Genomic DNA, 26304 nt, shown 5'->3' on the forward strand with positions numbered 1-26304 from the left:
GGCGATGTGTGGCCATGGCTGTGCGAACGGCCACTGTGACGGATACCGGACTGCGAAACGGTCGCCAGCCGTCGATACTCACGCGCATGAACGCACCCCACCCCGGTCAGCCGGCCGGTCATCCGATGCCCGATCCCAACCCGTCGGGTGGTTATCCGATGCCTGCGCCCAACCCGCCGGCCGGTTATCCGATGCCCGATGCCCCGGCGCCGCGCAAGCGTCACGTGGGCTGGTGGATCGCAGGCGGGATCACCGCGGTGCTTGTGCTCGGCTGCTGCGGCGTCGGCGCCGGCGCCGTGCTGTTGTCTGACCTGCCCGCCGGCGACGACGGCCCGCCGGCCATGAGCGCCGGCGACTACCACCAGCTCATTGCCCGGATCGACGGCGATCTGGGGACGGCAATGGGCGCCGTCACGACAGCCACCAGCCCCGCCAAGGTCTCCAACGCCACCGAGAAACTCCGCGCCACGACGAGCGCGAGCCTCGACGAGATCCGTGGCACGAACCCGCCCAAGGGACAGGCGGCCGCGCACGGCGCGCTCCTGGACGCGCTCGTCTCCATGGACACCACAGCGGCCGCCACCGGCAGCGCCGCCGACGCCTACGAAGTCTGCACGGGCACGTCGGCGGCCGCGATGATCGCCAGGTCCGAGGCGACGAAAGCCACCCGGGCGGCGGCGCAGCTGCTCGCCCAGGCGGATCCGCCGCTGGCCCAACCGTTCGCCGCCTATCTGCCGGAGCCCACGCCGGATGCCAACCGACGCCTCAAGCACGGCGCTTTCCTGGCCAGGCCCAACGGCGGCTCGGGTCACCTCAAGATCACTGGCGGCAAGCAGGACGCGCTGGTGACTCTCGCCCGCAAGGGGGCCAAGAAGCCGACGCTGAGCGTCTACATCCGGGCCAAGGCGAAGCTGACGATCACCGGAATCCGTGACGGCGACTACCGGGTCTACATCGCCAACGGAGTCGACTGGGACCCGCGCGCCAAGCGGTTCAACCGCGACTGCGGCTACCAGCGGGACACCACCGGGATGCGCTTCAGCACCAGCAGCGCCACCTACACGATCTGGCGGCTCACGTTGCAGGCCGGCGCCGCCGGGAACGTGCCGTCGGAGCCGGCAGACCCGGACACGTTCCCGATCTGAGCCTCAGCCGCCGTGGACCTGCGGGCGCAGGTCCACGGCCGGTGGCGCCCACGTCGCGGCGAACGCCTCGGCCTGGTCGCCGGAGCGGATGTCCTTGACCGTGTCAGGCTCGCCGTCGCCGCCGGGGAACCACACGAACGGAATGCCCCGGCGCTCGGCGAACCGGATCTGCTTGCCGTACTTCTGCGCGCCCGGCGCCACCTCGGTGGCGATCCCCCGGGCGCGCAGCGCCGCGGCCACCTGGTCGCAGTCAGCCCGTCGCTCCTCGTCCGGCAACGCCACCAGCACCGCCGTCGGGACCTGCCGGGATACCGTCAATACGCCGGCGCCGAACAGGAGCCCGAGCATCCGCGACACTCCGATGGACAGCCCGACGCCGGGGAAACGGTCCGCGCCGGCGGTGGCGAGGTTGTCGTAGCGGCCGCCCGAGCAGATCGAGCCAGCCCGTTCGAACCCCCGCAGCTGCGTCTCGTAGACGGTGCCGGTGTAGTAGTCCAGCCCCCGGGCGATCTTCAGCTCGGCTCGGCACAGGCCCGGCGCGTAGCGTCCGGCGGCCTCGACGACGGCAGCCAGCTCGGCCAGGCCCTCGTCGAGCATCGGGTCGTCGACGCCCAACGCCCGGACCTGGTCCACGAAGGACGCGTCGGCGGCGCCGATCTGGGCCAGGGCCAGGCAGGCACGGGCCTGCGCGTCGCTGGCGCCGACCGTCTCGGACAGCGCCGCGGCGACCCTGTCGGGGCCGATCTTGTCGAGCTTGTCGATGACCCGCAGCGCGCCCTCGGCGTCCTCGATGCCCAGGCCGCGGTAGAAACCCTCACACAGCTTGCGGTTGTTGACCTGGATGACGACCGGCAGCTCACCGTCCGGCTGCCCCAACGGCAGCCCGCCGAGCGCGTCGCCGATCACCAACGGCAGCTCGACCTCGTAGTGGAACGGCAACGTGTCCCGGTCGACGATGTCGATGTCGGCCTGTAGGAACTCCCGGTACCGGCCCTCCTGCGGCCGCTCGCCACGCCACACCTTCTGGATCTGGTACCGCCGGAACGGGAACTGCAACTTGCCGGCGTTCTCCAACACGAACCGGGCGAACGGCACCGTCAGGTCGAAGTGCAGGCCGAGCGCGTCCGCCCCGACGTCGGCCCCGGCGTCGTCCTGGAGCCGGCGCAGCAGGTAAACCTCCTTGGAGGTCTCGCCCTTGCGCAGCAACTGGTCCAGCGGCTCCACCGACCGGGTCTCCAACGGCGCGAAGCCGTACAGCTCGAAAGTGGAGCGCAGCCGGTCGAGCACGTGCAGCTCGATCATCCGCTGCGGGGGCAGCCACTCGGGGAAACCGGAGATCGGCGTCGGCTTGCTCATCTGCACCCATGCCTTGGATCAGGAGGCCGGCGGCCTCGGATCGGGGAAGCTAGCCTCGGATCGGGGAAGCTACCAGCCTCGGTTCGGCGACGCGACCGCCCCGCCGGCGCCGAGATCCCGCAGGTACGGGTTCGCCCGGCGCTCGCGGCCGATCGTCGTCGAGGGGCCGTGGCCGGGCAACACCATTGTGTTGTCAGCCAGCGGCAGGATCTTGTCGCGGAGGCTGGCGAGCATCTGGTCGATGCTGCCGCCGGGAAGGTCCGTGCGGCCGATCGAGCCGGCGAACAGGACGTCCCCGGACAGGCACAGCTCGTCCGCCTCAGCCTGGGCCGCGGCCGGGAGCCGGAACAGCACCGACCCCCGGGTGTGACCCGGAGCGTGGTCGACAGTCAACTCCAGCCCGGCCAGCGACAGCACCGACCCATCGGTCATCTCGACGACATCCTCCGGCTCGGCGTAGCTGAACCGGCCGCCGAACAGCTCGGTGAGGTCCATCGACAACGCCTTCGCCGGGTCGGCCAGCAGCTCCCGGTCGTCCGGGTGGACGTAGGCGGAGACGCCGCGGGCGCCGCAGACCGGCGTCACCGAGAACGTGTGATCGAGGTGCCCGTGGGTGAGCAGCACCGCCGCCGGCTGGAGCCGGTGCTCGGCCAGAATCGCGTCGAGCCGGTCGATAACGCCGATGCCCGGATCGACGATGACACACTGCTCACCAGGGGCCGGCGCCAGGACGTAACAGTTGGTCCCGAACGCGTCGGCGGGAAAGCCGGCGACGAGCAACGAAGCCTCCGAGATACAGGCGAAACCGGCTCGCGTCCGCTACCGCGGGCCGCCGACAACCGCGGACAGGACGCCAGCCTAGTCGGCTCGGCGCCGGCGCTGTCGTCGTGGCGCGTCGCCGGGAGATCCGCTTTCAGACTTTGCCCGTACACTCGTGCGGACGTGTGCCGGGGCACACTCCTGCCCGCGCGTGGCGCTGTGGACAGCTTGGCAACAATCAGATAACGACGAGGAGGGCGTCCGGTGACTCCCAGCAAGGATCGGCAGCGCAGGCTCGCCCGCGCCAAGCTCGACCGGCAGTTGGCCAAGCAGGCCCGGGCGGCCAGGCTGCGTCGTCAGATCCTGGCCGGGCTCGCCACCGCGATGTCCCTTTTGCTTGTCGCCGGCGGGATGGCCCACTTCTTCGGCGCGTTCGACGACGAGCCCGCTGCGAACACCGCGGTCTGCGGTTGGACCCCCCTCGACCCGGCCGCGAATCCGGCCCTCAAGGACGTCGGCACGCCGCCCACGACAGGCGTACCCGAAACCGGCGCGGCGACGCTCGACATCGCCACCAGCTACGGGATCATCAACGCCACGCTGCCGATCGCGTCCGCTCCCTGCGCCGTCGCGAGCCTGCGGCACCTGGCCGCGAAGACGTTCTACAACAACACCACCTGCCACGAGCTGACCGGAAACTACCTCACCTGCGGCGACCCCAGCGGCACCGGCAACGGCGGACCCACATACAGCGTCCTCGCCGAGAACCGACCGGACCCGGGCGCCTCGCCCGCCAAGCCCGGCGAGCCGCCGCAGTACCCGCGCGGCACGATCGCCCTCAAGCGCACCGGCCCGGCCAGCTACGGCAGCCAGTTCGTCATCGTCCACAAGGACATCACCACCGACGACCCCACCCTGGCCACCGTCGGTTACGTCACCACGAACATGTACCTGATGGACCGGATCGTCAAAGCCGGGACCGTCGACAACGGCGCCGGCGACAAGACCCGACCGGCCAAACCGGTCACCCTCGCCTACGTCAACGTCGAAGGCGGGCTCGACCAGGGACTCATCACCATCACGCCGCCGCCGGCGGCGCCCTCACCCGTGACGTCACCGACCCGGTGACCACCGCCCCCACGTCCGACCGACAGGCACGCCGTAAGGAGCGAAGGTGAACGCGACGAACCAGCGGGACGCCGCCCGGGCCCGTTTGGAACAACAGATGGCCGAACGTAAGAGCGCGGCGCGGCGCAAGCGCAGGGTGCTCACCGGCGTGGCGGCCGGCGCGGCCGTCGTCGTCGTCGGCGGCGCCACCGCGTGGGTGATCCACATCGCCACCCGGCCCGTCCCGGCCGAGTGCGACTACCAGGCGCTGCCCGCCGAGGCGGTCACCCCGACAGTCAAGGACGTCGGCAAGCCACCGGCCGAGGTGCCCAAGTCCGGCATGAAGACGATGACGCTGAGCACCAACTTCGGCGACGTCGACATCGTCATGGACCGCGCGCTGGCGCCGTGCACCGTGGCGAGCTTCACGCACCTGGCGAGCAAGAACTTCTTCAACGACACCAAGTGCCACCGGATGTTCCCGGGGATGCTCCAGTGCGGGGACCCCAGCGCCAAGGGCCCCGGCTACCGGCAGACCGACGGCACGGGCGGTCCCAACTACGTCTTCGGCACCGAGAACCTGCCGCTGAACAAGCGGCCGGCGTACCCGGCCGGGACCGTGGCGATGGCCCGGACCCAGGACCCGGTGAGCAACGGCAGCCAGTTCTTCATCATCACCCAGGACAACGAGAACCTGAGCCCCGACTACACGGTGTTCGGGACGATGTCAGCGGCCGGCCAGGAGATCATCAAGAAGGCCACCGCAACCGGTCACGACGGCGCCTTCGAGCCCACCCCCGGCGGCGGACACCCCAAGAAGGACATCATCCTCAAGTCGGTCGCGGTGCGCTGACCCGCCGAAGGTCGGACGGCCCATCCCCAGCGCGAAAGCGCCGGAAGGTGGGCCGTCCTCGCTGCGTCGGCCCAGCTCCTACGCCCCGGAGGTGACCCGGTAGGCGTCGAAGACGCCGTCGACCTTGCGCACGGCGGCCAGCAGGTGCCCCAGATGCTTCGGGTCGGCCATCTCGAAGCTGAACCGGCTCACCGCCACCCGGTCCCGGGTCGTGGTGACGGTCGCCGACAGTATGTTCACCCGCTCCTCGCTCATCACCTTGGTGATGTCGGCGAGGAGCTTGTGCCGGTCCAGCGCCTCGACCTGGATCGCCACCAGGAACGTCGACGCCGAGGTCGGTTTCCACTCCACGGCCACGATGCGCTCGGTCTGCGCCTTGAGGTCCTCGGCGTTCGCGCAGCCCTCCCGGTGCACGCTGACACCTCCGGTGCGGGTCACGAACCCGAAGATCTGGTCGCCCGGAACCGGGGTGCAGCAGCGGGCCAGCTTCACCCACACGTCGCTGACGTCCTTGACCACCACGCCCGGATCCTGGCCGGCCCCGCGGTGGCGCGGCGGTCGGGTCGGCATCGCGGTCTCGGCGATGTCCTCGACCGCGCCCTCCTCACCGCCGTAGGTGGCGACGAGCTTCTGAACCACCGACTGGGCTGACACCTGTCCCTCGCCGACCACCGCGTACAGCGAGGCGACATCCTGCAGGTGCAGATCCCGGGCGATCGTCATCAACGAGTCCGAGGTGAGCAGCCGCTGCAACGGCAGCCCCTGCTTCCGCATCGCCTTCGTGATCGACTCCTTGCCGATCTCGATGGCCTCCTCGCGGCGCTCCTTGTTGAAGTACTGCCGGATCTTCGTACGCGCCCGCGGGCTCTTGACGAAGCCGAGCCAGTCCTGGGTCGGGCTGGCCGTCTCCGACTTCGAGGTGAAGATCTCGATGACGTCGCCGTTGGACAGCGGCGACTCCAGCGGCACCAGCTTGCCGTTGACCCGGGCGCCGATGCACTTGTGGCCGACCTCGGTGTGGACGGCGTACGCGAAGTCGACCGGCGTCGATCCGGTGGGCAGCGGGATGACGTCGCCCTTGGGGGTGAAGACGTACACCTCCTGGCTGGACAGGTCGAAACGCAGCGCGTCGAGGAACTCGCTCGGGTCGCTGGCCTCACGCTGCCAGTCGAGCAGCTGCCGCAGCCAGGTCATCTCGTCGATGTGCGCCGGCGGGCCGACCACCGTCATCGCCTTGTTGTCCTTGTAGCGCCAGTGCGCGGCGATGCCGTACTCGGCGGTGCGGTGCATGGCGTAGGTGCGGATCTGCATCTCGACCGGCTTGCCGGTCGGGCCGATGACCGTCGTGTGCAACGACTGGTACATGTTGAACTTCGGCATCGCGATGTAGTCCTTGAACCGGCCCGGGACCGGCTGCCAGTTCGCGTGGATGACGCCCAGGGCCGCGTAGCAGTCACGGACGGTGTCAACGGTGATCCGCACGCCGACCAGGTCGTAGATGTCGTTGAACTCGCGGCCCCGCACGATCATCTTCTGGTAGATCGAGTACAGGTGCTTCGGGCGTCCGGTGACCTCGGCTTTGATCTTGGCTGAACGCAGGTCCAGGCCCACCTTCTTGGTGACCTGCTTGAGTAGCGCCTCCCGCTGCGGCTGGTGCTCGCCGATGAGGCGGTTGATCTCCTCATACCGCTTCGGGAACAGGGTGCCGAAGGACAGGTCCTCCAACTCCCACTTGATCGTGTTCATACCGAGGCGGTGCGCCAGCGGCGCCAGGATCTCCAGCGTCTCTTTGGCCTTCTGCTCCTGCTTGGCCCGCGGCAGGAACGTCAGGGTGCGCATATTGTGCAGCCGGTCAGCCAGCTTGATCACCAGAACGCGGGGGTCCTTGGCCATCGCCACGACCATCTTGCGGATCGTCTCAGCCTTCGCGGCATCGCCGAGCTTGACCCGGTCCAGCTTGGTGACGCCATCGACGAGCAGACCGACTTCGTCGCCGAAGTCCGCGCGGATCTGCTCCAGGGTGTACGGGGTGTCCTCGACGGTGTCGTGCAGCAGGGCGGCGACCAGGGTGGTGGTGTCCATGCCCAGGTTGGCCAGGATGGTGGCGACCGCCAGCGGGTGGGTGATGTACGGGTCACCGGACTTGCGGAACTGCCCGTCGTGCCACTTCGCGGCCACGTCGAAGGCCCGCTGCAACAGCCGGGCGTCGCCCTTGGGGTGGGTGTTGCGGTGGACCGCGATGAGCGGTTCCAGAACCTCGCTGACCTGCGGGGTCTGCCACGGGGCGTTGAACCGGGCCAGCCTGGCCCGCACCCGCCGGCCGGTGGGGGCGCCGGACAGGGTCAACGCCGAGTCGTGCGGCTCGACGGCGGTCGGGGGACTGTCCAGGCTCGCGTCGGCCACGGGCTCAGGCTCAGGTCCGCCCTCAGCCTGCGTCGATTCGCGCGCCGGGGGCGCGACGTCGCTGGACACCGGGCGGCTCCTCATGTCAACTCACCGTTGGTCGCCTGCCACAGGCATCCCGGCTACCCAGGACAAACCCGATGGGGCGGGGAAAGCCATCGTACCCGTAGCCGGGCGCCCCGGGCGCCGCTCGGCCCCCAGCGCCGACCGGATGGCCGACAGCGCGGGTTGTCGCACGTTGAGGTCAGGACGTGATGGCGGATGGTTGCGGCGGATGCGGCGCCGCTCGGGCGCCGGTAGGCCCAACCTCGGTGTTCGCGAAGCCGGGCCAGCCGGGCGCCGCGGTGTCCACCACACAGCTGACCGGCAGGGTGACGGTGAACGTGCTGCCCTGTCCGACCGTGGAGTCCAGCGTGATATCCCCACCGTGGGCACGGGCGATCTGCCGGGCCAGCGTGAGTCCCAGGCCGGTGCCCTGGCTGCGCGAATCGGGCTCCCCGACCTGCTGGAACTCCTGGAAGACCAGATCCTGGCTCTCAGGTGCGATCCCGGGTCCCGGGTCGGCGACGTGCAGCGCCGCGCCCTGGACGCCCACAGCTCCGCTGACGGTGATCGCGCCGCCCTCGGGCGTGAACTTGATGGCGTTCGAGAGCAGGTTCTCCAGCACCTGCCGGAACCGGAACGGATCGACGTCAGCGGTGATGTCCGGGACCGCGTGGCTCACCTGCAACACCTTCCCCCGCCACAGCGGCTCCAGCATGCCGACAGTCTGACGGACCAGTTCGTCGAGCCGCGTCGGACTCATCTGGAGGTCCATTCGACCCGAGCCGACCTTGGACAGGTCGAGCAGATCGTTGATGAGGTGCAGCAGCCGGCGGCCGCCAGTGTGCACGTGCTCCATGAACGGTCGGTTGAGGTCGTCCTCGGCGAGGTTGGACAGGACCAGGTCAGAGAACCCGATGATGGCGTTGAGTGGGGTGCGGAGCTCGTGGCTTGTGGCGGCCAGAAACTGGCTGCGGAACTCGTCGGTGCGTCGCTGCTCCGCCAGCGCCTCGCCCAGCTCGTCGGAGAGTCGTCGCTGCTCGACAAGTAGGCGTCGCTGCTCGGCGAGCAGCCTGCCCCGTTCGGCGAGCACCGCGGCCTCAGCGGCGGCCGTGGCGAAGGCCAGCAGGTCGTCGCGGTCGAACAGCCCCTGCCGCCGGTTCATCACCGCCATCGCCCCGCCGTCGATCCGCTGGTCGACCAGCGGCACCCAGCGCACGTCGCCAGCGATGATGACGTCTGGTCTGGTGGCGTCGCGGTGGGCAGCGGACTCGGCCACGGCCCGCAGGTCGTTCGCGGCGCCCGACTCCTCGGGGTGCCGGACCGCCAGGACCGAGACGTCCCGACCCACGACGACCGCGACCGCGTCGCCACTGCTGGCCTCGGCCACCGCGTCCGCGTACTGCTGCCACACCCGCTGTGGCGCCGCGTCGGCCGGTAGCGCCAGGACGCGTCTGCTCACCTCGTGGGCGGCGGCGGCCGCCCACGCCTGACGCAGCCATCGAGGCGGCATGAACGTCAGGACGAAACCGAGGGCCAACAGCATGAGGCCGGCGGCGCTGAGCAGCACCAGGACCTCGCCGACCGGGCTCACCGGCACGAGCGCGTACTGCCCCAGGTTGAGCGTGAAACCGCCGGCCCTACCCACGACCAGGGTCAGGCTCCAGAGGGTAAAGGCGCCGCAGCCGGCCGCCGTCAGCCAGAGCCGGGTACCCGACCAGCCGCCCCGGTGACGCGCCTCTGCGGCGAAAAGCATCGTCACCCGAACGACCGGAACGAGCAACACGACGCAGTACGGCACGAACCACCAGACCGAATGCGGGCGCGGCAGCAGGACCGCCGCTGGGACGAACAGCAGGCTGGCCACCGCGGTGCCGACGAGCCACCGCCGGGGCACCGGGGCGACACGCCGGGCCAGGAGCAGCAGCACGTAGCCGCGCGTCAGGCTGAAGACAACGGCGAGGCGGAACAGCTGTTCGTGCGGCCCGACGCCGGTCCATCTGGCCACGTCGCTCAGGGCCCACGCGACGTTGGTGGCGAAGGCCATCGCCACCAGCCCGCGACTGGGGTCCCCGGTCCGGATGTAGCTGAACAGAGCCAACAGCCCGACCAGCGCCCCGGCCCACATTCCTGCGATCTGGAATTCGACGGCCACGTCGGTACCTCGGCTCTGGGGGCGTACGGCAGCGGAGCGCCGATGTACGCCTGACCTCCACGATAGGCGCCATGGTGCTGCTCAGTGCCCGTCTTGCCCGATTCACCGCGGCGGCCGCCGGCTGGCTCCTTAAGGGTCGCGCCGGCGCGACCCAGGTGGTACCCGGCGCTCGTCCAGGGCGCCGACCTGCGGCCCGGGAAAGCGGACGGGCGGTGAGAATGCCGTCATCGGCATTCTCACCGCCCGTCTCCGTCAGGCGCGGACCGCTCAGCGGCGGCGACCACCCGGCCCCGGACGCCGGCCCTTGGCCGCCGGTCGGGCGCCCGGCTTCGGGGCGGCGGTCGCCACGGCGACCGGCTCGGCGGCCCGGCGAGGGGTGTTGCCGGCAGCCTCCCGGCCGGAGGCGAGGCGGGCCCGGACCCGGGCGTTGTGGGCCTTGTACCGCGGCTCGTGGTCCTTGAGCGTCACCAGGATCGGCGTCGCCACGAACAGCGACGAGTAGACCGCGATCGCCATACCGACGAAGAGGACCAGACTCAGGTCCTTCAGGGTGCCCGCCCCGAGCAGGCCGGCGCCGATGAACAACAGACCGCCGACCGGCAACAGCGCCACCAGCGAGGTATTGATCGACCGCATGATGGTCTGGTTGACCGCGAGGTTGGCGGCGTCGGCGTAGGTCCGGGTGCTGCTCGTGGTGATGCCCCGGGTGTTCTCCTGGATCTTGTCGAACACCACGACGACGTCGTACAGCGCGAAGCCGAGAATCGTCAGGAAGCCGATGACCGTCGACGGCGTGACCTCGAACCCGGTGAGGGCGTAGACGCCCGCGGTGAGAATGAGGTTGAGCAGCAGCGACGATACGGCGCTGACGGCCATCCGCCATTCGAACCGCAGCACCAGATAGATCATCACGACGATGAGGAAGATGATCAGACCTTGGAGGGCCTTGTTCGTGATCTGTTCGCCCCAGGCCGCGCTGACCGTGTTGAACGTGATCTCGCCATCGGCGATGCCGAGCTTGGCGGCGACATCCTGCTTGACCTGGACAGCCTGGTCGGAACCCATCGCGGCGGTGGTCACCTGGAAGGTCACGTCGTCGCCCCGACCGACCGTCTGCACGGGGCCGACCACGGCGCCGGCGTCCTGGAACGCCTGCTCCACCGCGGCCTGGGACTGGGTGAGGTTAGGCAGTTTGAACTGGTTGCCACCGGCGAACTCGATACCCAGATGGAACTGCTTGACGCCGATGGCGAGCACCGCCAGCAGCAGCGCTACTCCCGCGACCGTGAACCACATCTTGCGACGGCCGACGATGTTGACGCCGGCCTCGCCCCGGTAGAGCCGGGTAGCCAGACTACTCATCTCAGGCCTCCTTCGTGGTCTCGTCGCGCTGCAAGAGGACCCGGCCCAGGCCGCTGACGCGCGGCGAGAGGAATGCCTTCGTGCTGGCGAACAACGTCATGATCGGGTGACGGAACAGGAAGACGACCACAAGGTCCAGCACCGTCGCCAGGCCGAGCGCGAAGGCGAAACCCTGCACCGTGCCGACCGAGACGATGTAGAGGATAACCGCCGCCATAATGGTGATGGCGTTGGCGGAGATGATCGTCCGCTTGGCCCGGGCCCATGCCCTCGGGACAGCGCTACGCGGGGAGCGGCCCTCCTGGATCTCGTCCTTGAGCCGTTCGAAGTAGATGACGAACGAGTCCGCCGCCACACCGAGCGAGACGATGAAGCCGGCGATCCCGGCCATCGTCAGCGTGAATCCGATCTGGCGGCCCAGCACGATCAGCGCGCCGAAAACGAGCACTGCGGACAGGATCAGACTCAGGAAGATCACCGTGCCGAGCAGGCGGTAGTAGAAGAACGAGTAGAGAATGACCAGGAGCATGCCGATACCGGCGGCGAGCAGACCGGCTTTGAGGTGCTTCTCGCCGAGCGTCGGCGTAACGCTCTCATTACTCACCGTCTCGAACGTCAGCGGCAGGGCGCCGTAACGGATCTGGTTGGCGAGGTTAGTGGCGTCCGCCTGGCTGAACTGGCCAGTGATCTGCGAGTTAGCGCCGAGCACGCCCTGGATCTCGGGCGAGGAGACGATCGTATTGTCAAGCACCACCGCGACGCGGCAGTGCTGGCCCGATCCCAACGCCTCCGGCGCGCACTTGGAGTCGCCGACGGCGTCGTTGCGGAACGCCTCACCGGTGAGCTTGGTCCACTTCTTGGTGCCCTCTTCGTCGAAGTCGAGGCTCACCACCCGCTGGCCGGTGGTGTCGACCTGCGGGGAGGCGTTCTCGATGTCGTCGCCCACGACCGTGGCGATGTCGAGCAGGTACTTGGTGCCTTCCTCGCACGCCACCACCCGCTCGTCCGCGTTCTGGATCGCGCCGCGCTCACGCTTGTCGAGCTTCTCGCAGGTGATCTGCGGGACGTTGAACTGGATCGCCGGCGGCAGGACGGCAACCTGCTCAACGCTGAGCTTCTCGAACGGTGCCAGCGCGGCGTTCGTCGGCTCCGCGGGAGCGGTCAACTTCTCAGCCGCGGCCCAAGCCGGGGCCCCGACCACAGCCTTGGCCTCCGCGAGGACCTGTGCCGGCGTCTTCTCCACCTTCTTGCCCGGTTGCGGCGGCGTTGTGGCGGTCGGGACTGCGCCGGCGGCCGGAGGTGCCGGGCTGGCCGTCGGCGCCGGGGCGGCGTTCGCGGTGGGAACCGGGCTCGCCGGCTTCCCGGTCAGGACCGGCTTCGGCGCGGCGCTCGCCGCCGGCTGCGGGCTGGCGGCGGAGGCGCTGGGGGTGGCCTGCGGTGGAATGGCCTGGCCATTGGTGGCCTTGAGGACCTTACGGAAGCGCATCTGCGCCGCCTCACCGATATCCTCGCCGAGAGTGTCTTCACTGGCGCCGGCCTTCGAGACGACGATATTCGTGTCGCCCTCGACCACGACCGATGCCTCGCTGACGCCCTTGCTGTCGACCCGCAGGGCGATGATGTTGCGGGCCTCTTCCATCTTCTCGCGGCTCGGCGGCGGATCGCCGGGCGTGACCTTCGCCTGCAGAGTCATCCGCATGCCGCCGACCAGGTCTAGGCCGAGCTGCGGTTTGAACCGCTCGGCCCACCCCATCGCCTCGGGCCTGCCGGCCTTCGGGTCAGGACCGGTGCCGACGAACATGACCATGAGGTAGAGCACGACGAAGAGGCCGCCGAGGATGGCGAGTTGCCGTCCCGGGCGCATCTGTCCCTGTGGTGGTGCCACGGCTGTCGAATCTCCCGGTTCGAGGCCACGCGGGCTCGCGCGGCGGATGACGTTCCGGGGTGTGCGGACGTCCCGGAACGGACGGTGTGGTCGGCGTCAGGACGCCGACTTCCTGCGACGGCTGCTCACTGCTCCGACCCGGCGGCCTGGTCGGCGGTCTCGTCCGCCGCGGGGATCGCCTGGGCGATCGCCGGCCGGGCGAAGGCGACGACCGTGCCGGGGGCGATCTCAATCGAGACGGTGTCGTCGTCCATCGCGGCGACGACACCATGCATGCCACCCACAGTGACTACCTTGTTACCCACGGACAGCGACGACTGCATCCGCTCGGCCTCGCGACGTCGGCGCTGCTGTGGTCGGATCATCATGAAGTACATGACAGCGAAGAGACCGGCGAGCAGGAGCAGCGACATCGCGCCGCCACCGCCACTTTCGGCTGCGGAAAGGTTCACGATCTAAGGCCTTCCGGTGCATCCGACCCGCCACGCTGCGTGATCGGCCAAGGTGTTCCAGTCCTATTGCGGACCGGCGCGATTCTAGTCTGTGGCTCTGAGAACCAGCTGACCCCCATAGATCACGGTACGGTCACGGAGCGTCCGGATCGATGCCGAACAACGCCGGCTGGCCGGGGCCGGGCGCTGGCGGAGTCCGTCCCAGGTGACGCCAGCCGGCGGCGGTGGCCACCCGGCCGCGCGGCGTACGGGCCAGCAGACCGGCCCGGACCAGGAACGGCTCGCAGACCTCCTCGACGGTGTCCGGTTGCTCCCCGACCGCCACAGCCAGCGTCGACAGACCGACCGGTCCGCCCCCGAAAGTGTCGACCAGGGCCCTGATGACCGCCTTGTCCAACCGGTCCAGGCCAAGGTCGTCGACGTCGTAGACGGCCAGCGCCGCGTGGGCGGCGGCCAGCGACACCACGCCGTCGCCGCGGACCTCGGCGAAGTCGCGGACCCGGCGCAACAGCCGGTTGGCGATCCGTGGGGTGCCCCGGGAGCGGCCGGCGATCTCGGCGGCGCCGTCCGGTTCGATGGCGACGCCGAGGATGCCGGCCGCGCGGGTGATGACCCGTTGCAGCTCCGCCGGCTCGTAGAACTCCAGATGCCCGACGAAACCGAACCGGTCCCGCATCGGGCCGGTCAACAGGCCGGCCCGGGTGGTGGCGCCGACCAGGGTGAACGGCTCAAGATCCAGCGGGATCGCCGTCGCGCCAGGGCCCTTGCCGACGATGACGTCGACGCGGAAGTCCTCCATCGCGCTGTAGAGCAGCTCCTCGGCCGGCTTGGCGATCCGGTGGATCTCGTCGATGAACAGCACGTCGCCGGCGGCGAGGCTGGTGAGCACCGCGGCCAGATCACCGGAGCGTTCGATGGCCGGACCGCTGGTGATCCGCAGGCCGCCGCCCAGCTCAGCCGCCACGATCATCGCCAACGTGGTCTTGCCGAGCCCCGGCGAGCCGGACAACAGAATATGGTCCGGCGGCGAACCCCGGCGCAGCGCGCTGTGCAGCAGCAGCTCAAGCTGCTCACGCACCCGGTGCTGGCCGACGAACTCGTCCAACCGCTTGGGCCGGACGCTGGCCTCGGCGTCACGTTCTGCCTGGTCGGCGTAGGAGGAGACGATGCCGTCGGGGTCGGTCATCGGCTCGTGCCGAGCATTCGGATGGCGTGCCGTAGCAGGACCGGCACCGGCGGCGGCGATCCGTCCACCGTCTCGGCGACCGCGGTGACGGCGGCATCAGCCTGCCCCGCGGACCAACCCAGCCCGACCAGGCCCTGCCGGACCTGGTCCTGCCAGGGCGCCGACGTCTGAGCTGACCCAGCGCCGCCGGCCGCGACCGGACCGACCCGGTCCCGCAGCTCCAGGATGAGCCGCTCGGCGCCCTTCTTGCCGATTCCCGGAACCCTCGTCAGCGCCGCGACGTCCCCACCGTGCAGGGCCGCCTGGAGAGCCTGCGGGCTGTGCGCGGCGAGCGCCGCCTGGGCCAGCCGTGGCCCGACCCCGCTGGCGCTCTGGAGCAGCTCGAACATCTGCTTGGCGGCGTCATCGGCGAAGCCGTAGAGGGTGAGCGAATCCTCCCGGACGACCAGACTGGTGGCCAGCCGCGCCGGCTCGCCGAGCCGCAGCCGCGCCAGGGTCGCCGGGCCACACTGGACGGCCAGCCCGACCCCGCCCACCTCGACGACCGCGTGGTCCGCGCCGATATGGGCGACCTCGCCGCGCACGCTTGCGATCACCGGGCGTTCCTTCCTCCCGCGCGGGCCCGGGCCTGAGCGATCCTGGCCCGGGCGCCGCCGCGCCAGATGTGACAGATGGCCAACGCCAGCGCGTCGGCGGCGTCAGCCGGCCGGGGTGGGGCGTCCAGCCGGAGCAGTCTGGTCACCATAGCGGTGACCTGACGCTTGTCGGCCGTCCCGAAGCCGGTCACCGCCGCCTTGACCTCGCTCGGAGTGTAGGTCTGCACGGGCAGACCGGCGCGGGCGCCGGCGAGAACGGCCACGGCGCTGGCCTGGGCGGTGCCCATGACCGTACGGACGTTGTGCTGGCTGAACACCCGTTCCACCGCCACCGACGCCGGCTCGTGCCTGGCGATCAGCTCCCCGAGGGAGCGGTCCAGGTGCAGCAGGCGCAGCGAAAGATCGTCGCCGGGCTCGGAGTGGATGACGTAGTAGCCGACCAGCACGCAGGGCCGACCTGGCACGCCTTCCACGACCCCGACGCCGCACCGCGTCAGTCCAGGATCGACGCCGAGCACCCGCACGCCCTCACCCCTTCCGCGCCGTACATATGTTCGACACCCTAACGGGCGTCAGCGGCAGCCGCCGCACGGACACACCTGTCCGCTCCGGCAAGGCTGTTGAGGCCGCTGCCATCGCGGCCGCGAGCTGCTGCGTGGCGCGCGATCGGGGCGCGGGATGCTGTACCCGGGTGTCGCGACTGAGTCGGCGTGGTTCAGGGACGCCGCGCGCGCTCCGGCGGCGTCGGACTGGACCATGGCCCGGAGCGCAGGTCGCCGACTATTTCTGGCCGCTGCCCCCTGGCAGCCGGGCTCAGCCGGCGGGACGCAGGACCGCGACCAGAAAGTCCGACTTGTCCGTGAATGGGCGCAGGTCCCAGGTGGACAGCAGCAGGTCCGGGACCAGCTCGGCCGCCTCGACGTCGGCCAGGAACTCGGCGAACTCGTAGCCGCGGCCGGAGCCGAATCCGATGACGACCCGGCCGCCGTCGCGCAGGTGCCCGCGAAGCCGACGCAGCACCTCGCGGCGGGTGGCCGGGGCCACGAACGCCATAACGTTGCCCGCGCTGACGATGACGTCGAAGCCCTCGCTGATGCCCTCGGCGGAAAGATCCAGCCGGGACAGGTCCCCCACCAGCCAACGCGGCCCCGGGTGGTCCTGCTCGGCGGCGGCGACCAGCACCGGGTCCAGATCCACCCCGACGACCTCGTGGCCGACGGCGGCCAGAGCCGCGCCGACCCGCCCCGACCCGCAACCAGCGTCGAGCACACGCGAGCCGCGGGGCGCCATGGCGTCCACCAGACGGGCCTCGCCGGCCAGGTCAGCACCCTCGCTGGCCATGGCGCGGAACCGGTCCACGTACCACTGGGAATGGTTCGGATCTTCTGCGAGGCGTCGGAGCCACAGGTTCTCGTCAGTCACGCCGGTCATCCTTTCACGGCGCCAGGTGGCTCAGCGAGCGTCGCGACATAGACGGTGTTGGTCGCCTCCCGGTCCTGCAGCGGGTTCGGGAAGGCGATCACATGCGCGGCCGTCTCGGCGAAAACCTCGCTCAGCGCATCGCTGAAAGCGACCTCGGGCGGGTCGTTGGACCACAGCGCGAACACCCCGCCCGGCCGTAGGTGGCGGGCCAACCGACGCAGCCCGTCGGGTTGGTAGAACGGCGCGTGGCTCGGGTCCAGGACCTGGCTGGGCGAATGGTCGACGTCGAGCAGGATCGCGTCGTGCCGACGCCCAGGAGTCCGCGGGTCGAAGCCGGCGTCGCTGGCGGCGAGGGCGAAGAAGTCGCCGGCGAGCAGGTGGCAGCGCGGGTCGGCGGCGACCGGTTCGGCGAACGGCAGGAGCCGGCGACGGTGCCAGCTGATCACCTCGTCGAATGCCTCGACGACGGTCACCGATGCCACCCGTGGGTCTTCCAGCGCGGTGCGCGCCGTGTAGCCGAGACCCAGCCCGCCGACGATGACGTCGAGCTGGTCGCCGGACGTGGCGGCAAGCCCCAGGCGGGCCAGCTCTATCTCGGCGACCGGGAACAGGCTCGACATGAGGTACTCGTCGCCAAGCTTCACCTCGTAGACGTCGACCTCGTGCGACGGGTCCCGGCGCCGGCGCAGGCTGATCTCACCCATCCGGGTGTCATGCCAGGCCAGTTCCTCGAAGCGCGCCATCGAACCTCTTTCCTGCGGTGAGCCGCGTCGGCCCCGACGCTATCGTCCGGGCCGCCGACCGTCCACGTCCCCATCGGGCCACGTACGCCGGCGGCACGGGTCGATCCGGTACCTCTACCAGGACGACGCCTCGGTCAAGCTGGTAGGCAATGTCACCTCGGCTCCGAGCGCCGGCTGCCACACGCTGGAATTCGGCATGTGCTGGGGCGTCATCGCGAGGTCGAGCGGAGCCGACTCGGCTCCACCTGTGACTCGCAGGGGCCGCTTCCCCGCCACCGAGGGCACGCCGGTTCGGGCGCAACCGGCCCGCCTGGTCAGTCGGCTGTGGCGGGCATCTCGATCACCCGGCCACGCCGGTTGACGAGTCCCGCATCGTACGCAAGCAGAGCCGCCTGGGTCCGGTTCGCGCAGTCCAGCTTGGACAGAACGCGGGAAACGTGGCCCTTCACCGTCGCCTCGCTCAGCCCGATCGCCACGCCGATATCCGCGTTGGACAGGCCCTGGCCTAGGAAAGCGAGCACGTCGCGCTCCCGTGGCGTCAGGACGCGGAGCGCTGCCCGTGCGTCGGCCCTCACACCGGTGGCGAAGAGGAGGCTGCGGGCTGCCGCAGGCGACAGCACGGTGTGCCCGTCCGCCACCACCCGAACAACGTCCACCAGGTCCTCGGGCGGGGTGGACTTGACGACGAACCCGACTGCTCCGGCCCGCAACGCGCGCTGCACGTGCGCGTCCGCGTCGAACGTCGTCAGCGCGACCACGGCCGGTGGTCGCGCCATCCTGCTGATCTGGCGAGTGGCGGTAATGCCGTCGACACCGGGCATCCGTAGGTCCATGAGCACCACGTCAGGCCGATGCTGGACGACCGCATTCACTGCGGCCACCCCGTCGTGTGCCTGCCCCACCACGTTGATGTCGCCGGCCGCCGACAGGATCGTGGTGAGCAACGCACACACCATCGGTTCGTCGTCGACGAGCAGCACCCGGATCATGTTGTCGCTCCGGTCGGCACCGCCGGCGGCAGCGTCGCCGCCAACAGAAATCCGCCATCCGCCGTCGCGCCCGCGGTCAGCGCACCGGACACCAGCTCCACGCGGTGCCGCAGGCCACGCAGGCCGAGCCCGCCGCCGGCCGCGCGCAGGCGCGCGTCCCGCCGGTCGGTCGGCGCGCCGCTGTGGACGTGGACCTCAAGTCGGTCCGGATACCCGTCCACCCGAATGTCGACCGGCGCCCCGGGCGCGTGCTTGTGCGCGTTGGTGAGACCCTCCTGCACCACCCGGTACGCGGTCCGGCTCACCACCGGCGTGTAGACGGCGAGATCGCCGGCGGTGTGGCACCGCACGGCAGCCCCCACCGTACGGGACTCCTCGACGAGCTGTGGCAGATCCGCGAGAGAGTGCCGGCTGAGATCCGGCTCAGGCGCCGCTGCTCCATGCAGGACGCCGAGCAGATCCCGCAGCTCCACGAGCGCCTCGCACCCGGTGCGGCGGAGACGTTCGGCGGCGTCGGCGACGGCTGGGTCGGCGGTGCTCACGCGCATCGCCCCGGCCTGCAGCACCATGAGGCTGACCCGGTGGGCGACGACATCGTGCAGCTCGCGGGCGAGTCGGGTGCGCTCGTCGGCGCGGGCACGCGCCGCAAGCAGGTGCTGCTCCCGCTCAGCGCGCTGCGCCCGATCGGCATACGCGCGCAGGAGCCGCAGCCGGTCGCGGGTGTGCCGGCCAAGCAGTCCGGGGATGAGCGTGATGTTCAGCCCCACAGCGGCGATGGTCACTGTGGGCTGCCACGGCTGTGTCGCGACCACAGTGAGCAGGGCGAGCAGCCACCACGGGCCGTGGCCACTGCCGTAAGCGACGACGCTGTACGCGGCCGGGGCGGCGCTCAGGGGCAGCGCGACCCACACGCTCTCCAAGCCGGCCGGGAACAGGTTGTCAGGGGCGAGCAGCGGCAGAAGCAGCATGAGCAGGCCGCTGGCCGCGAGAACGGCGGCGACGGTCTGTGGCCAGCATCGCCGGAACGCGATGGTCAGGTTGATCGCACCCTGCGCGACGAGGACGACCCAGTGCCACGGCCGGTCCAGCCGGAACACGCCCACGCAGATCGCTGCGTCCACCAGCGCCAACACGACAGCCAGGGCGATGTCATAGGTCATGGCGCGCGGCGAGGGCCACAGCGCGCCGCCGCGACGCTGATCCGGTGTTGCATCGTCAGACGCTCGCACGAGGCGACCCTAGCGGGGGACCGCGTGGTCGCCGCGGACCGCAGGCTGAATCACGACGAAAGTCGCTGTCGGACGGTGCCGCAGCCCCGACCATCGGACCAGGACCCGGCGCCGCTGCCGCTGCCAGATCTGATCCTTTCCACGGTGGAGTGGGCGGATGACGACAACAGCAGCCTTCGCGCCGGACCGTGTCGGCGACAAATCCAGCCATCGGCCGCGCGTCGACGTCCTCGACGTGCTGCGCGGCATCGCCATCCTCGGCACACTGGGCACGAACGTGTGGGCGTTCGCCGACCCGGATGGCCCCGCGGCCGGCGCCCTGGGCGGATCTTCACCAGGCACGGGCTCGGAGTGGTACGAGGCGCTGGCCAGGTGGGTCTTCAACGGCAAGGCGCTGGCCATCCTGACATTGCTTTTCGGGGTCGGCCTCTACCTGCAGTTTGAATCTGCCCAGCGCCGCGGAGGACGCTGGTTGCGGGGCTACCTGCGCCGGCCCGCGGTGCTGTTCGCGGAGGGCCTGGCGCACTATGTCGTCATCTTCGAATGGGACGTCCTCATGGGCTACGCGCTCGCGGGCCTCGTGGCGGCGTCCGTGCTGCGGCATCGGCGGACCCGCCGCGTCGTGCTCGCTCTCAGCGCCGCTGTCCACATCGGGCTTATCGCCCTGCTGACCACACACCGACTCCAGAATCCGCCCGGCGCCGACGTGCTGCCGGCCTGGACCAGCGACGACTACGTGGCGCAGCTGGTCGGCCGGCTCGACAACGCCGCGGTGTACCGGTCAGAGCTGGTGGTGCTGTTGCCGATGTCGGTGGCGATGTTCCTGTGCGGCGCGGCGCTGTGGCGCTCGGGAGCGTTCGGCGACACGGCGGCGGGGGCACGGATACGCCGCCGGCTGATGACTCTCGGCCTCGGCGTAGCGCTCCCGGTCAACCTGGCGCTGGCCGTGGCAGGCGGAGCTGGGCTGTTCGCCGAGCGCTACCTCACGGCGCCGCTGGTGGGGATTGGCGTCGTCGCCGCCGTCACCTCGCTGTTACAGCGCCATGCCCGCCGGGCCACCGCCGGTGGGCCGCGGGGCGCGGTACGGCGGTCCCTTGCGGCGGTCGGCCGTACCGCCCTGTCCTGCTACATCCTTCAGAACCTCCTCGCCTCCGCCCTGTGCTACGGATGGGGTCTGGGCCTGGCGGAGCGCCTCGGTGGAGCGTCGCCGTGGTATGTGCCGGCCCTGTGGCTCACGGTCTGTGGGGTGAACGTGGCGGCGGCGCGGTGGTGGCTGCGCCGCTTCGGTGGCGGACCGGCCGAATCGCTGTCGCGGCGCCTTACCGGCACGAGGCGGCGGTAAGCGCGTCCCACACGTCGGACACTCGGCGGTCCCGTAGTCGGCGGGTGGGCGTGGCTCGACGGACTGGCAAACCTCATGGAAGCGGGGTCAGACCGTCTCGGTCTGACCCCGCTTCCATGCTTCGAACGACGGGCCTACTCGGCGTCGAGCTTGGCCATGACCTCGTCGCTGATGTCGAAGTTGGCGACCACGTTCTGGATGTCGTCGCAGTCGTCGAGGGCGTCGATGAGCTTGAACACCTTACGGGCCCCGTCCTCGTCCAACGGCACGTTGACGCTGGGCACGAACGTCGACTCGGCCGAGTCGTAGTCGATGCCGGCCGCCTGCAACGCCTGCCGGACCGCGACGAGCGCGCCCGGCTCGCTGACGATCTCGAACGACTCGCCCAAGTCGTTGCACTCCTCGGCGCCGGCGTCGAGGACGGCCATGAGGATGTCGTCCTCGGTCTGACCGTCCTTAGGGACGATGACCACGCCCTTGCGGGTGAACATGTACGACACCGAGCCGGCGTCGGCGAACGTGCCGCCGTTGCGGGTCAGCGCGGTCCGGACCTCGGTGGCCGCCCGGTTCCGGTTGTCGGTGAGGCACTCGATGAGCACTGCCACGCCGTTGGGCCCGTAACCCTCGTACATGATGGTCTGCCAGTCGGCGCCGCCGGCCTCGAGACCGGAGCCACGCTTGAGCGCCCGGTCGATGTTGTCGTTCGGCACCGAGTTCTTCTTCGCCTTCTGAATGGCGTCGAAGAGGGTCGGGTTGCCGGACGGATCGCCGCCGCCGGTGCGGGCCGCGACCTCGATGTTCTTGATCAGCCGGGCGAAGAGCTTGCCACGCTTGGCGTCGATGGCCGCCTTCTTGTGCTTCGTGGTCGCCCACTTGGAATGGCCGGACATCAAGCCTCCGTTGTGCTCGTGGCCGCCCGCACGATCTCCACAAAGAGCCGGTGCACGCGCAGGTCGCCGGTGAGCTCCGGGTGGAACGACGTCGCGAGCAGGCTTCCCTGCTGGACGGCGACAATCCTACCGGCGGCCGGACCGCTGGTGACGCGGCCCAGCACCCGCACGTCCGGTCCGACCGACTCCACCCACGGGGCGCGGATAAAGACGGCGTGCACCGGAGCGTCATCGAGGCCGTCGATCGGCACCGCGGCTTCGAACGACTCGGTCTGCCGGCCGAACGCGTTGCGGCGGACCGTCATGTCGATGCCGTCGAAGCCGCGCTGGTCCGGGCGGCCGTCGAGGACCGTACGGGCCAGCATGATCATGCCGGCGCAGGAGCCGTAGGTGGGCATTCCGGCCGCGATCCGCTCCCGGATCGGGCCGGCGAGGTCGAAGTCCTGCGCCAGCTTGCTCATCGTGGTCGACTCGCCGCCGGGGATGACCAGGGCGTCGACCTCGGCCAACGCGCCCGGCCGGCGCACCGGCCGGGCGATGACGTCGCACTCGGCCAACGCGGCCAGGTGCTCGCGCACGTCGCCCTGCAACGCGAGCACGCCGACGATCGGGTCGTCATTCATCGGAACTGGCGTGCTCACCAGCCGCGCTCGGCGAGCCGGTGCGGGACCGGAATCTCGTCGACGCTGATGCCGACCATCGCCTCGCCCAGGCCGCGGGACGCCTTGGCGATCTCGTCAGGGTCGTCGAAGAAGGTGGTGGCCTTGACGATCGCGCGGGCCCGCTGCTCCGGGTTGCCGGACTTGAAGATGCCCGAGCCCACGAAGACGCCCTCGGCGCCCAGCTGCATCATCATCGCCGCGTCGGCCGGGGTGGCGATGCCGCCGGCGGTGAACAGCACGACGGGCAGTTTGCCGGTCTCGGCGACCTCCCTGACCAGCTCGAACGGGGCCTGAAGCTCCTTGGCGGCCACGTACAGCTCGTCGGCCGGCAGCGAGCCGAGGCGCCTGATCTCGCCGCGGATCTTACGCATGTGGGTGGTGGCGTTCGAGACGTCGCCGGTGCCGGCCTCGCCCTTGGAGCGGATCATCGCCGCCCCCTCGGTGATCCGGCGCAGCGCCTCGCCGAGGTTCGTCGCCCCGCACACGAACGGGACGGTGAACGCCCACTTGTCGATGTGGTTGGCGTAGTCGGCCGGGGTCAGCACCTCGGACTCGTCGATGTAGTCAACGCCGAGCGACTGGATGACCTGCGCCTCGACGAAGTGGCCGATCCGGGCCTTGGCCATGACCGGGATCGAGACGGCGTTGATGATGCCCTCGATCATGTCGGGGTCGCTCATCCGGGACACGCCGCCCTGGGCGCGGATGTCGGCCGGAACGCGTTCGAGCGCCATCACGGCGACCGCGCCGGCGTCCTCAGCGATCTTGGCCTGGTCGGCGTTGACCACGTCCATGATCACACCGCCCTTGAGCATCTCGGCCATGCCGCGCTTGACCCGGGAGGTGCCGGTGACCGGCGTGGCGGCGTCGCCGGAGACGGCGGCGGAATTGATGTCGATCGGTGCGGACACGGTGGCGTGGCTCCTTGTGAGGTCGGCTGACGGCGCTCATGCTACGCCGCGCCGGTGAGCGTCCCGACGGCCAATCAACCCCAGGTGGCCTGCCCTGTGGCGTCCCTCACTCGCGGGCCCGAGCGCCCCGGGTCGCCGTCGGCATATGCCATGCCATCTGGCGCGCGTCAGCGCGGCGCGGCGGCAGCCGGGGCGGCGAGTGGGGCGGGCGTCGGGGCCAGCTCGACGACCGGGACGTCCAGCGCCGGATCGTCGATGTCGAAGTACGCGGGGCACTCGTGGCGGCGGGCCAGCCCGAGCACCCGGACCAGCCTGCGACGCCGGGCGCCGAGCGCGTCGCGGACCAGGTCGGTGTGCATCTGGCGGGCCAGCGCCGCCCGGCGGCAGACCGCCCGCATGGCCTCGTCGGGCGCGCCGTCGACGGCCTCCCGCAGCTCGCGGGTCAGGTCGTTCTCGGCAGCCCCACGCTCGTCCGCCTCGGCGTCCAGGGCCGCCCTGGCCGCGGCGTACAGGTCGGGGATCGCCTGCCGCTCGGCCAGGACCGCCGCCGCGGCGGCCCTGCGCAGCAGGTGCGCCGACAGGGCCCGCTCGGCCGCCTGGGCGCGGGCGTGCAGCCGGTCGACCCGGCCGGCCGTCCAGGCCAGGTACAGGGCGACCAGCGCGAGCGCCGTCAGAACGGCAAGCGTCAGCATGTCCGGCATCGTAGGCCCCCTGCGCTGAGCCCCGGGCGGCGGTCAGGTGTTATGCCTGATTTGTTCCTCGCTGGCGGCGGGGACGACACGGCCGGTGGAACACTCGATCGCCGTCGCGTAGACCTCCAGAACCCGGGCCGCCACCACCGGCCAGTCGTAGGCCGCCACCGCCGCTCTGCCCCGGGCCGCGAGCTGCGCCCGACGGGCCGGGTGGTCGAGCAGGTCGTCGAGCAGCGCGGCCAGGGCCACCGGATCCCCGGTCCGGAACAGGGCGCCGGCGGCGCCGCCGACCAGGACCCGGCGGAAGGCGTCCAGGTCGCTGGCCACCACGGGCGTCCCGGCGGCCATCGCCTCGGTGAGGATCATCCCGAACGACTCGCCGCCGGTGTTCGGAGCCACGTACAGGTCGACGCTCCGCAGCATCCGGGCCTTCCGCGCCTCGGGCACCATTCCGAGCAGCGTCACCTGGCCGTGCAGCGCCGCGGGAATCAGCGCCAACGCCTCCTCGGCCTCCCCCGGGCCGGCCACCAACAGCCGCAGGCCCGGCCGCCGGGCCGCCAGAGCCGCGAACGCCGCCGCCAGCACGCCGAAGCCCTTGCGGGGCTCGCCGAAGCGACCGAGGAAACCGATCGCGCCACCGCGGCCCGGGCCGCTGACGCCGGGCCAGCCCGGCAGCGGGGAAGCGTCGGCGAACGCGGCCACGGACACCCCGTTGGGGATCTCCACCGCGCCGCCGTCGAGGTGCTCGACCTGCACCCGACGGGCCAGCGCGCTCACCGCGATCCGGGCGGTGATCCGCTCCAGCACGAGTTGCAACATTCCCTGCGCCACGGACATCGCCCGGGATCTGGTCATCGCCGTATGGAAGGTGGCGACCACCGGCCCGCGCGACGACAACACCGCCAGCAGCGAGAGGCTGGGTGTCACCGGCTCGTGCACGTGGAGGACGTCGAAGTCCCCGGCGGTGAGCCAACGGCGGACCCGGGTGGCAGAGATCGGGCCGAAAGCCAGCCTTGCCACCGACCCGTTGTAGGGCACCGGCACGGCGCGGCCGGCGCTCACCACGTACGGCGGCAGGCCGTCCTCCTCGTGGGCGGGGGCCAGGACGCTCACGTCGTGGCCGAGCCCGATGAGCGTCTCGGCCAGGTCGCGGATGTGGAACTGGACCCCTCCGGGCACGTCGAACGAGTACGGGCACACGATGCCGACGCGCATCAGCGCACGCCTCCCCCGACCGCCGCGGCGGCGCCCCGCCACACCGGTTGCAGCATGTGCCAGTCGGCCGGGTGTTCGGCGATGCCGGCGGCGAACTCGTCGGCCAGGCGCTGGGTGAGCAGCCGCACCCGCTCGTCCAGCGGACCCTCCGGCGGCAGCGGGAGCGGTCCGACGAGCTGGCCGCACGGTCGCTGGGGCGTGAACCACATCCGGGCGGCGTAGAGCGGGGCGCCGGTCGTCAACGCCAGCAGCGCCGGGCCGGCGGGCATCCTGGTGGACGCGCCGAAGAACTCGACCGGGACGCCCCGGGCCGACAGGTCCCGGTCGGCCAGCAGGGCCACGACGTGCCCCTGACCCAGGCGCTCGCCGAGCACCCGCATCGGGGCGTGATCGCCGCCGGTCTGCGGAATGATCTCCATCCCGAGGCCGCGGCGGAACGTCAGGAAACGTTCATACAGGCCCTCGGGTCGCAGCCGTTCGGCGACGGTGACGATCGGCCAGCCCTGGGCGGCGACCCAGGCGCCGGCGGCATCCCAGTTACCGGCGTGTGGCAGGGCCACCACCGCGCCCCGGCCGGCGGCGACATCCGCGGCGAGAAGGTCGGCGCCGCCGAGATGGAACGCGGCGACGATCTGTTCCCGGCTCAGCGACGGCAGCCGGAACGCCTCCACCCAGTAGCGGGCGTACGAGCGCATCGCGGCGCGCAGCAACCCGTCCAGCTCCGCTGGGGTGAGCCGGTCGCCGGTCACCCGGCGCAGGTTCTCCCGCAGCCGCCGCGGCGCCGGCCCGTCGCGGCGGACGGCCAGGTCGGCGCCGGCGCGGAAGATGGCAGCCGCCGCGGCGGCGGGCAACGCCCTGGTCAGCCTCCAGCCGGCCGCGTATCCGCGTTCGACCAGACCGGCGCGCAG

24 protein-coding genes are annotated in these 26304 nt (G+C 70.8%); 4 read left to right on the forward strand and 20 right to left on the reverse strand.

What is annotated here, in order from left to right:
• Positions 1–86 precede the first annotated feature (86 nt).
• Complete coding sequence (locus tag ABD287_RS13845) at positions 87–1145, forward strand: hypothetical protein (RefSeq protein ID WP_344173024.1); 1059 nt, start codon at positions 87–89, stop codon at positions 1143–1145.
• 3 nt (positions 1146–1148) lie between these two features.
• Here ABD287_RS13845 and hisS read toward each other — a convergent pair whose 3' ends face one another.
• Together hisS and ABD287_RS13855 are read right to left on the reverse strand one after the other, a co-directional pair.
• Positions 1149–2501: a histidine--tRNA ligase gene (gene hisS, locus ABD287_RS13850; protein ID WP_344173026.1), complete on the reverse strand. Its 1353-nt coding sequence runs from the start codon at positions 2499–2501 to the stop codon at positions 1149–1151.
• A gap of 69 nt (positions 2502–2570) precedes the next feature.
• Positions 2571–3281: an MBL fold metallo-hydrolase gene (locus tag ABD287_RS13855; RefSeq protein WP_344173029.1), complete on the reverse strand. Its 711-nt coding sequence runs from the start codon at positions 3279–3281 to the stop codon at positions 2571–2573.
• A 243-nt stretch (positions 3282–3524) separates the two neighbouring features.
• Here ABD287_RS13855 and ABD287_RS13860 point away from each other — a divergent pair, with 243 nt between their 5' ends.
• Positions 3525–4388, forward strand: coding sequence for a peptidylprolyl isomerase (locus tag ABD287_RS13860; protein WP_344173031.1), 864 nt, complete (start codon positions 3525–3527; stop codon positions 4386–4388).
• A 46-nt stretch (positions 4389–4434) separates the two neighbouring features.
• Complete coding sequence (locus ABD287_RS13865) at positions 4435–5220, forward strand: peptidylprolyl isomerase (protein ID WP_344173033.1); 786 nt, start codon at positions 4435–4437, stop codon at positions 5218–5220.
• A 78-nt stretch (positions 5221–5298) separates the two neighbouring features.
• Here the strand turns inward: ABD287_RS13865 and ABD287_RS13870 are convergent, their stop codons facing one another.
• The 12 genes from ABD287_RS13870 to ABD287_RS13925 form a co-directional block, all read right to left on the reverse strand.
• Positions 5299–7692, reverse strand: a complete 2394-nt coding sequence (locus ABD287_RS13870) for a RelA/SpoT family protein (RefSeq protein ID WP_344173035.1) — start codon at positions 7690–7692, stop codon at positions 5299–5301.
• A gap of 175 nt (positions 7693–7867) precedes the next feature.
• Positions 7868–9820, reverse strand: a complete 1953-nt coding sequence (locus tag ABD287_RS13875; protein ID WP_344173037.1) for a sensor histidine kinase — start codon at positions 9818–9820, stop codon at positions 7868–7870.
• A gap of 267 nt (positions 9821–10087) precedes the next feature.
• On the reverse strand, positions 10088–11182 hold the full coding sequence (gene secF, locus ABD287_RS13880) for a protein translocase subunit SecF (RefSeq protein WP_344173039.1): 1095 nt from the start codon (positions 11180–11182) through the stop codon (positions 10088–10090).
• 1 nt (position 11183) lies between these two features.
• Positions 11184–13067 (reverse strand): protein translocase subunit SecD, encoded by a 1884-nt coding sequence (gene secD, locus ABD287_RS13885; RefSeq protein WP_344173041.1) that lies wholly within the window; start codon positions 13065–13067, stop codon positions 11184–11186.
• 125 nt (positions 13068–13192) lie between these two features.
• Positions 13193–13480, reverse strand: a complete 288-nt coding sequence (yajC, locus tag ABD287_RS13890; RefSeq protein ID WP_344173151.1) for a preprotein translocase subunit YajC — start codon at positions 13478–13480, stop codon at positions 13193–13195.
• 172 nt (positions 13481–13652) lie between these two features.
• Positions 13653–14705 carry a Holliday junction branch migration DNA helicase RuvB gene (gene ruvB, locus ABD287_RS13895; RefSeq protein ID WP_344173043.1) on the reverse strand — a complete coding sequence of 351 codons (1053 nt, stop codon included), beginning with the start codon at positions 14703–14705 and terminating at the stop codon, positions 13653–13655.
• A complete protein-coding gene (gene ruvA / locus ABD287_RS13900) occupies positions 14702–15301 on the reverse strand; it encodes a Holliday junction branch migration protein RuvA (protein ID WP_344173045.1) in 600 nt (199 codons plus the stop codon). Before ruvA ends, ruvB begins: the two co-directional genes overlap by 4 nt.
• Complete coding sequence (gene ruvC, locus ABD287_RS13905; RefSeq protein WP_344173046.1) at positions 15298–15825, reverse strand: crossover junction endodeoxyribonuclease RuvC; 528 nt, start codon at positions 15823–15825, stop codon at positions 15298–15300. Before ruvC ends, ruvA begins: the two co-directional genes overlap by 4 nt.
• Positions 15826–16114: 289 nt before the next feature.
• Complete coding sequence (locus tag ABD287_RS13910; protein WP_344173153.1) at positions 16115–16642, reverse strand: class I SAM-dependent methyltransferase; 528 nt, start codon at positions 16640–16642, stop codon at positions 16115–16117.
• Positions 16643–16728: 86 nt separating this feature from the next.
• Complete coding sequence (locus ABD287_RS13915; protein ID WP_344173047.1) at positions 16729–17466, reverse strand: polyamine aminopropyltransferase; 738 nt, start codon at positions 17464–17466, stop codon at positions 16729–16731.
• A 314-nt stretch (positions 17467–17780) separates the two neighbouring features.
• Positions 17781–18455, reverse strand: coding sequence for a response regulator (locus ABD287_RS13920; protein ID WP_344173048.1), 675 nt, complete (start codon positions 18453–18455; stop codon positions 17781–17783).
• A complete protein-coding gene (locus ABD287_RS13925; protein ID WP_344173050.1) occupies positions 18452–19684 on the reverse strand; it encodes a sensor histidine kinase in 1233 nt (410 codons plus the stop codon). Before ABD287_RS13925 ends, ABD287_RS13920 begins: the two co-directional genes overlap by 4 nt.
• A 157-nt stretch (positions 19685–19841) precedes the next feature.
• Between ABD287_RS13925 and ABD287_RS13930 the strand changes: the two genes are divergently transcribed.
• Entirely contained in the window at positions 19842–21026 is a 1185-nt protein-coding gene (locus tag ABD287_RS13930) for a DUF418 domain-containing protein (RefSeq protein ID WP_344173052.1), read from the forward strand.
• Between the two features lie 134 nt (positions 21027–21160).
• On the opposite strand, the gene ABD287_RS13935 is transcribed toward ABD287_RS13930, so the two are convergent.
• From ABD287_RS13935 to ABD287_RS13960, 6 genes are all read right to left on the reverse strand, one after another.
• Entirely contained in the window at positions 21161–21916 is a 756-nt protein-coding gene (locus ABD287_RS13935; protein WP_344173054.1) for a YebC/PmpR family DNA-binding transcriptional regulator, read from the reverse strand.
• Positions 21916–22539 (reverse strand): pyridoxal 5'-phosphate synthase glutaminase subunit PdxT, encoded by a 624-nt coding sequence (gene pdxT, locus ABD287_RS13940; protein WP_344173057.1) that lies wholly within the window; start codon positions 22537–22539, stop codon positions 21916–21918. The genes ABD287_RS13935 and pdxT overlap by 1 nt, the downstream gene beginning before the upstream one ends.
• Positions 22540–22553: 14 nt before the next feature.
• Positions 22554–23471 (reverse strand): pyridoxal 5'-phosphate synthase lyase subunit PdxS, encoded by a 918-nt coding sequence (gene pdxS, locus ABD287_RS13945; protein WP_344173155.1) that lies wholly within the window; start codon positions 23469–23471, stop codon positions 22554–22556.
• Between the two features lie 185 nt (positions 23472–23656).
• Complete coding sequence (locus ABD287_RS13950; protein ID WP_344173060.1) at positions 23657–24190, reverse strand: hypothetical protein; 534 nt, start codon at positions 24188–24190, stop codon at positions 23657–23659.
• Between the two features lie 33 nt (positions 24191–24223).
• The gene (locus ABD287_RS13955) at positions 24224–25396 is read right to left on the reverse strand and encodes a glycosyltransferase family 4 protein (protein ID WP_344173062.1); all 1173 of its coding nucleotides are present in this window, start codon (positions 25394–25396) and stop codon (positions 24224–24226) included.
• Entirely contained in the window at positions 25396–26304 is a 909-nt protein-coding gene (locus ABD287_RS13960) for a phosphatidylinositol mannoside acyltransferase (RefSeq protein ID WP_344173157.1), read from the reverse strand. Before ABD287_RS13960 ends, ABD287_RS13955 begins: the two co-directional genes overlap by 1 nt.

Origin of the sequence: Pilimelia columellifera subsp. columellifera, assembly GCF_039532605.1 — a bacterium.
GTDB classification, from domain to species: Bacteria; Actinomycetota; Actinomycetes; order Mycobacteriales; family Micromonosporaceae; genus Pilimelia; species Pilimelia columellifera.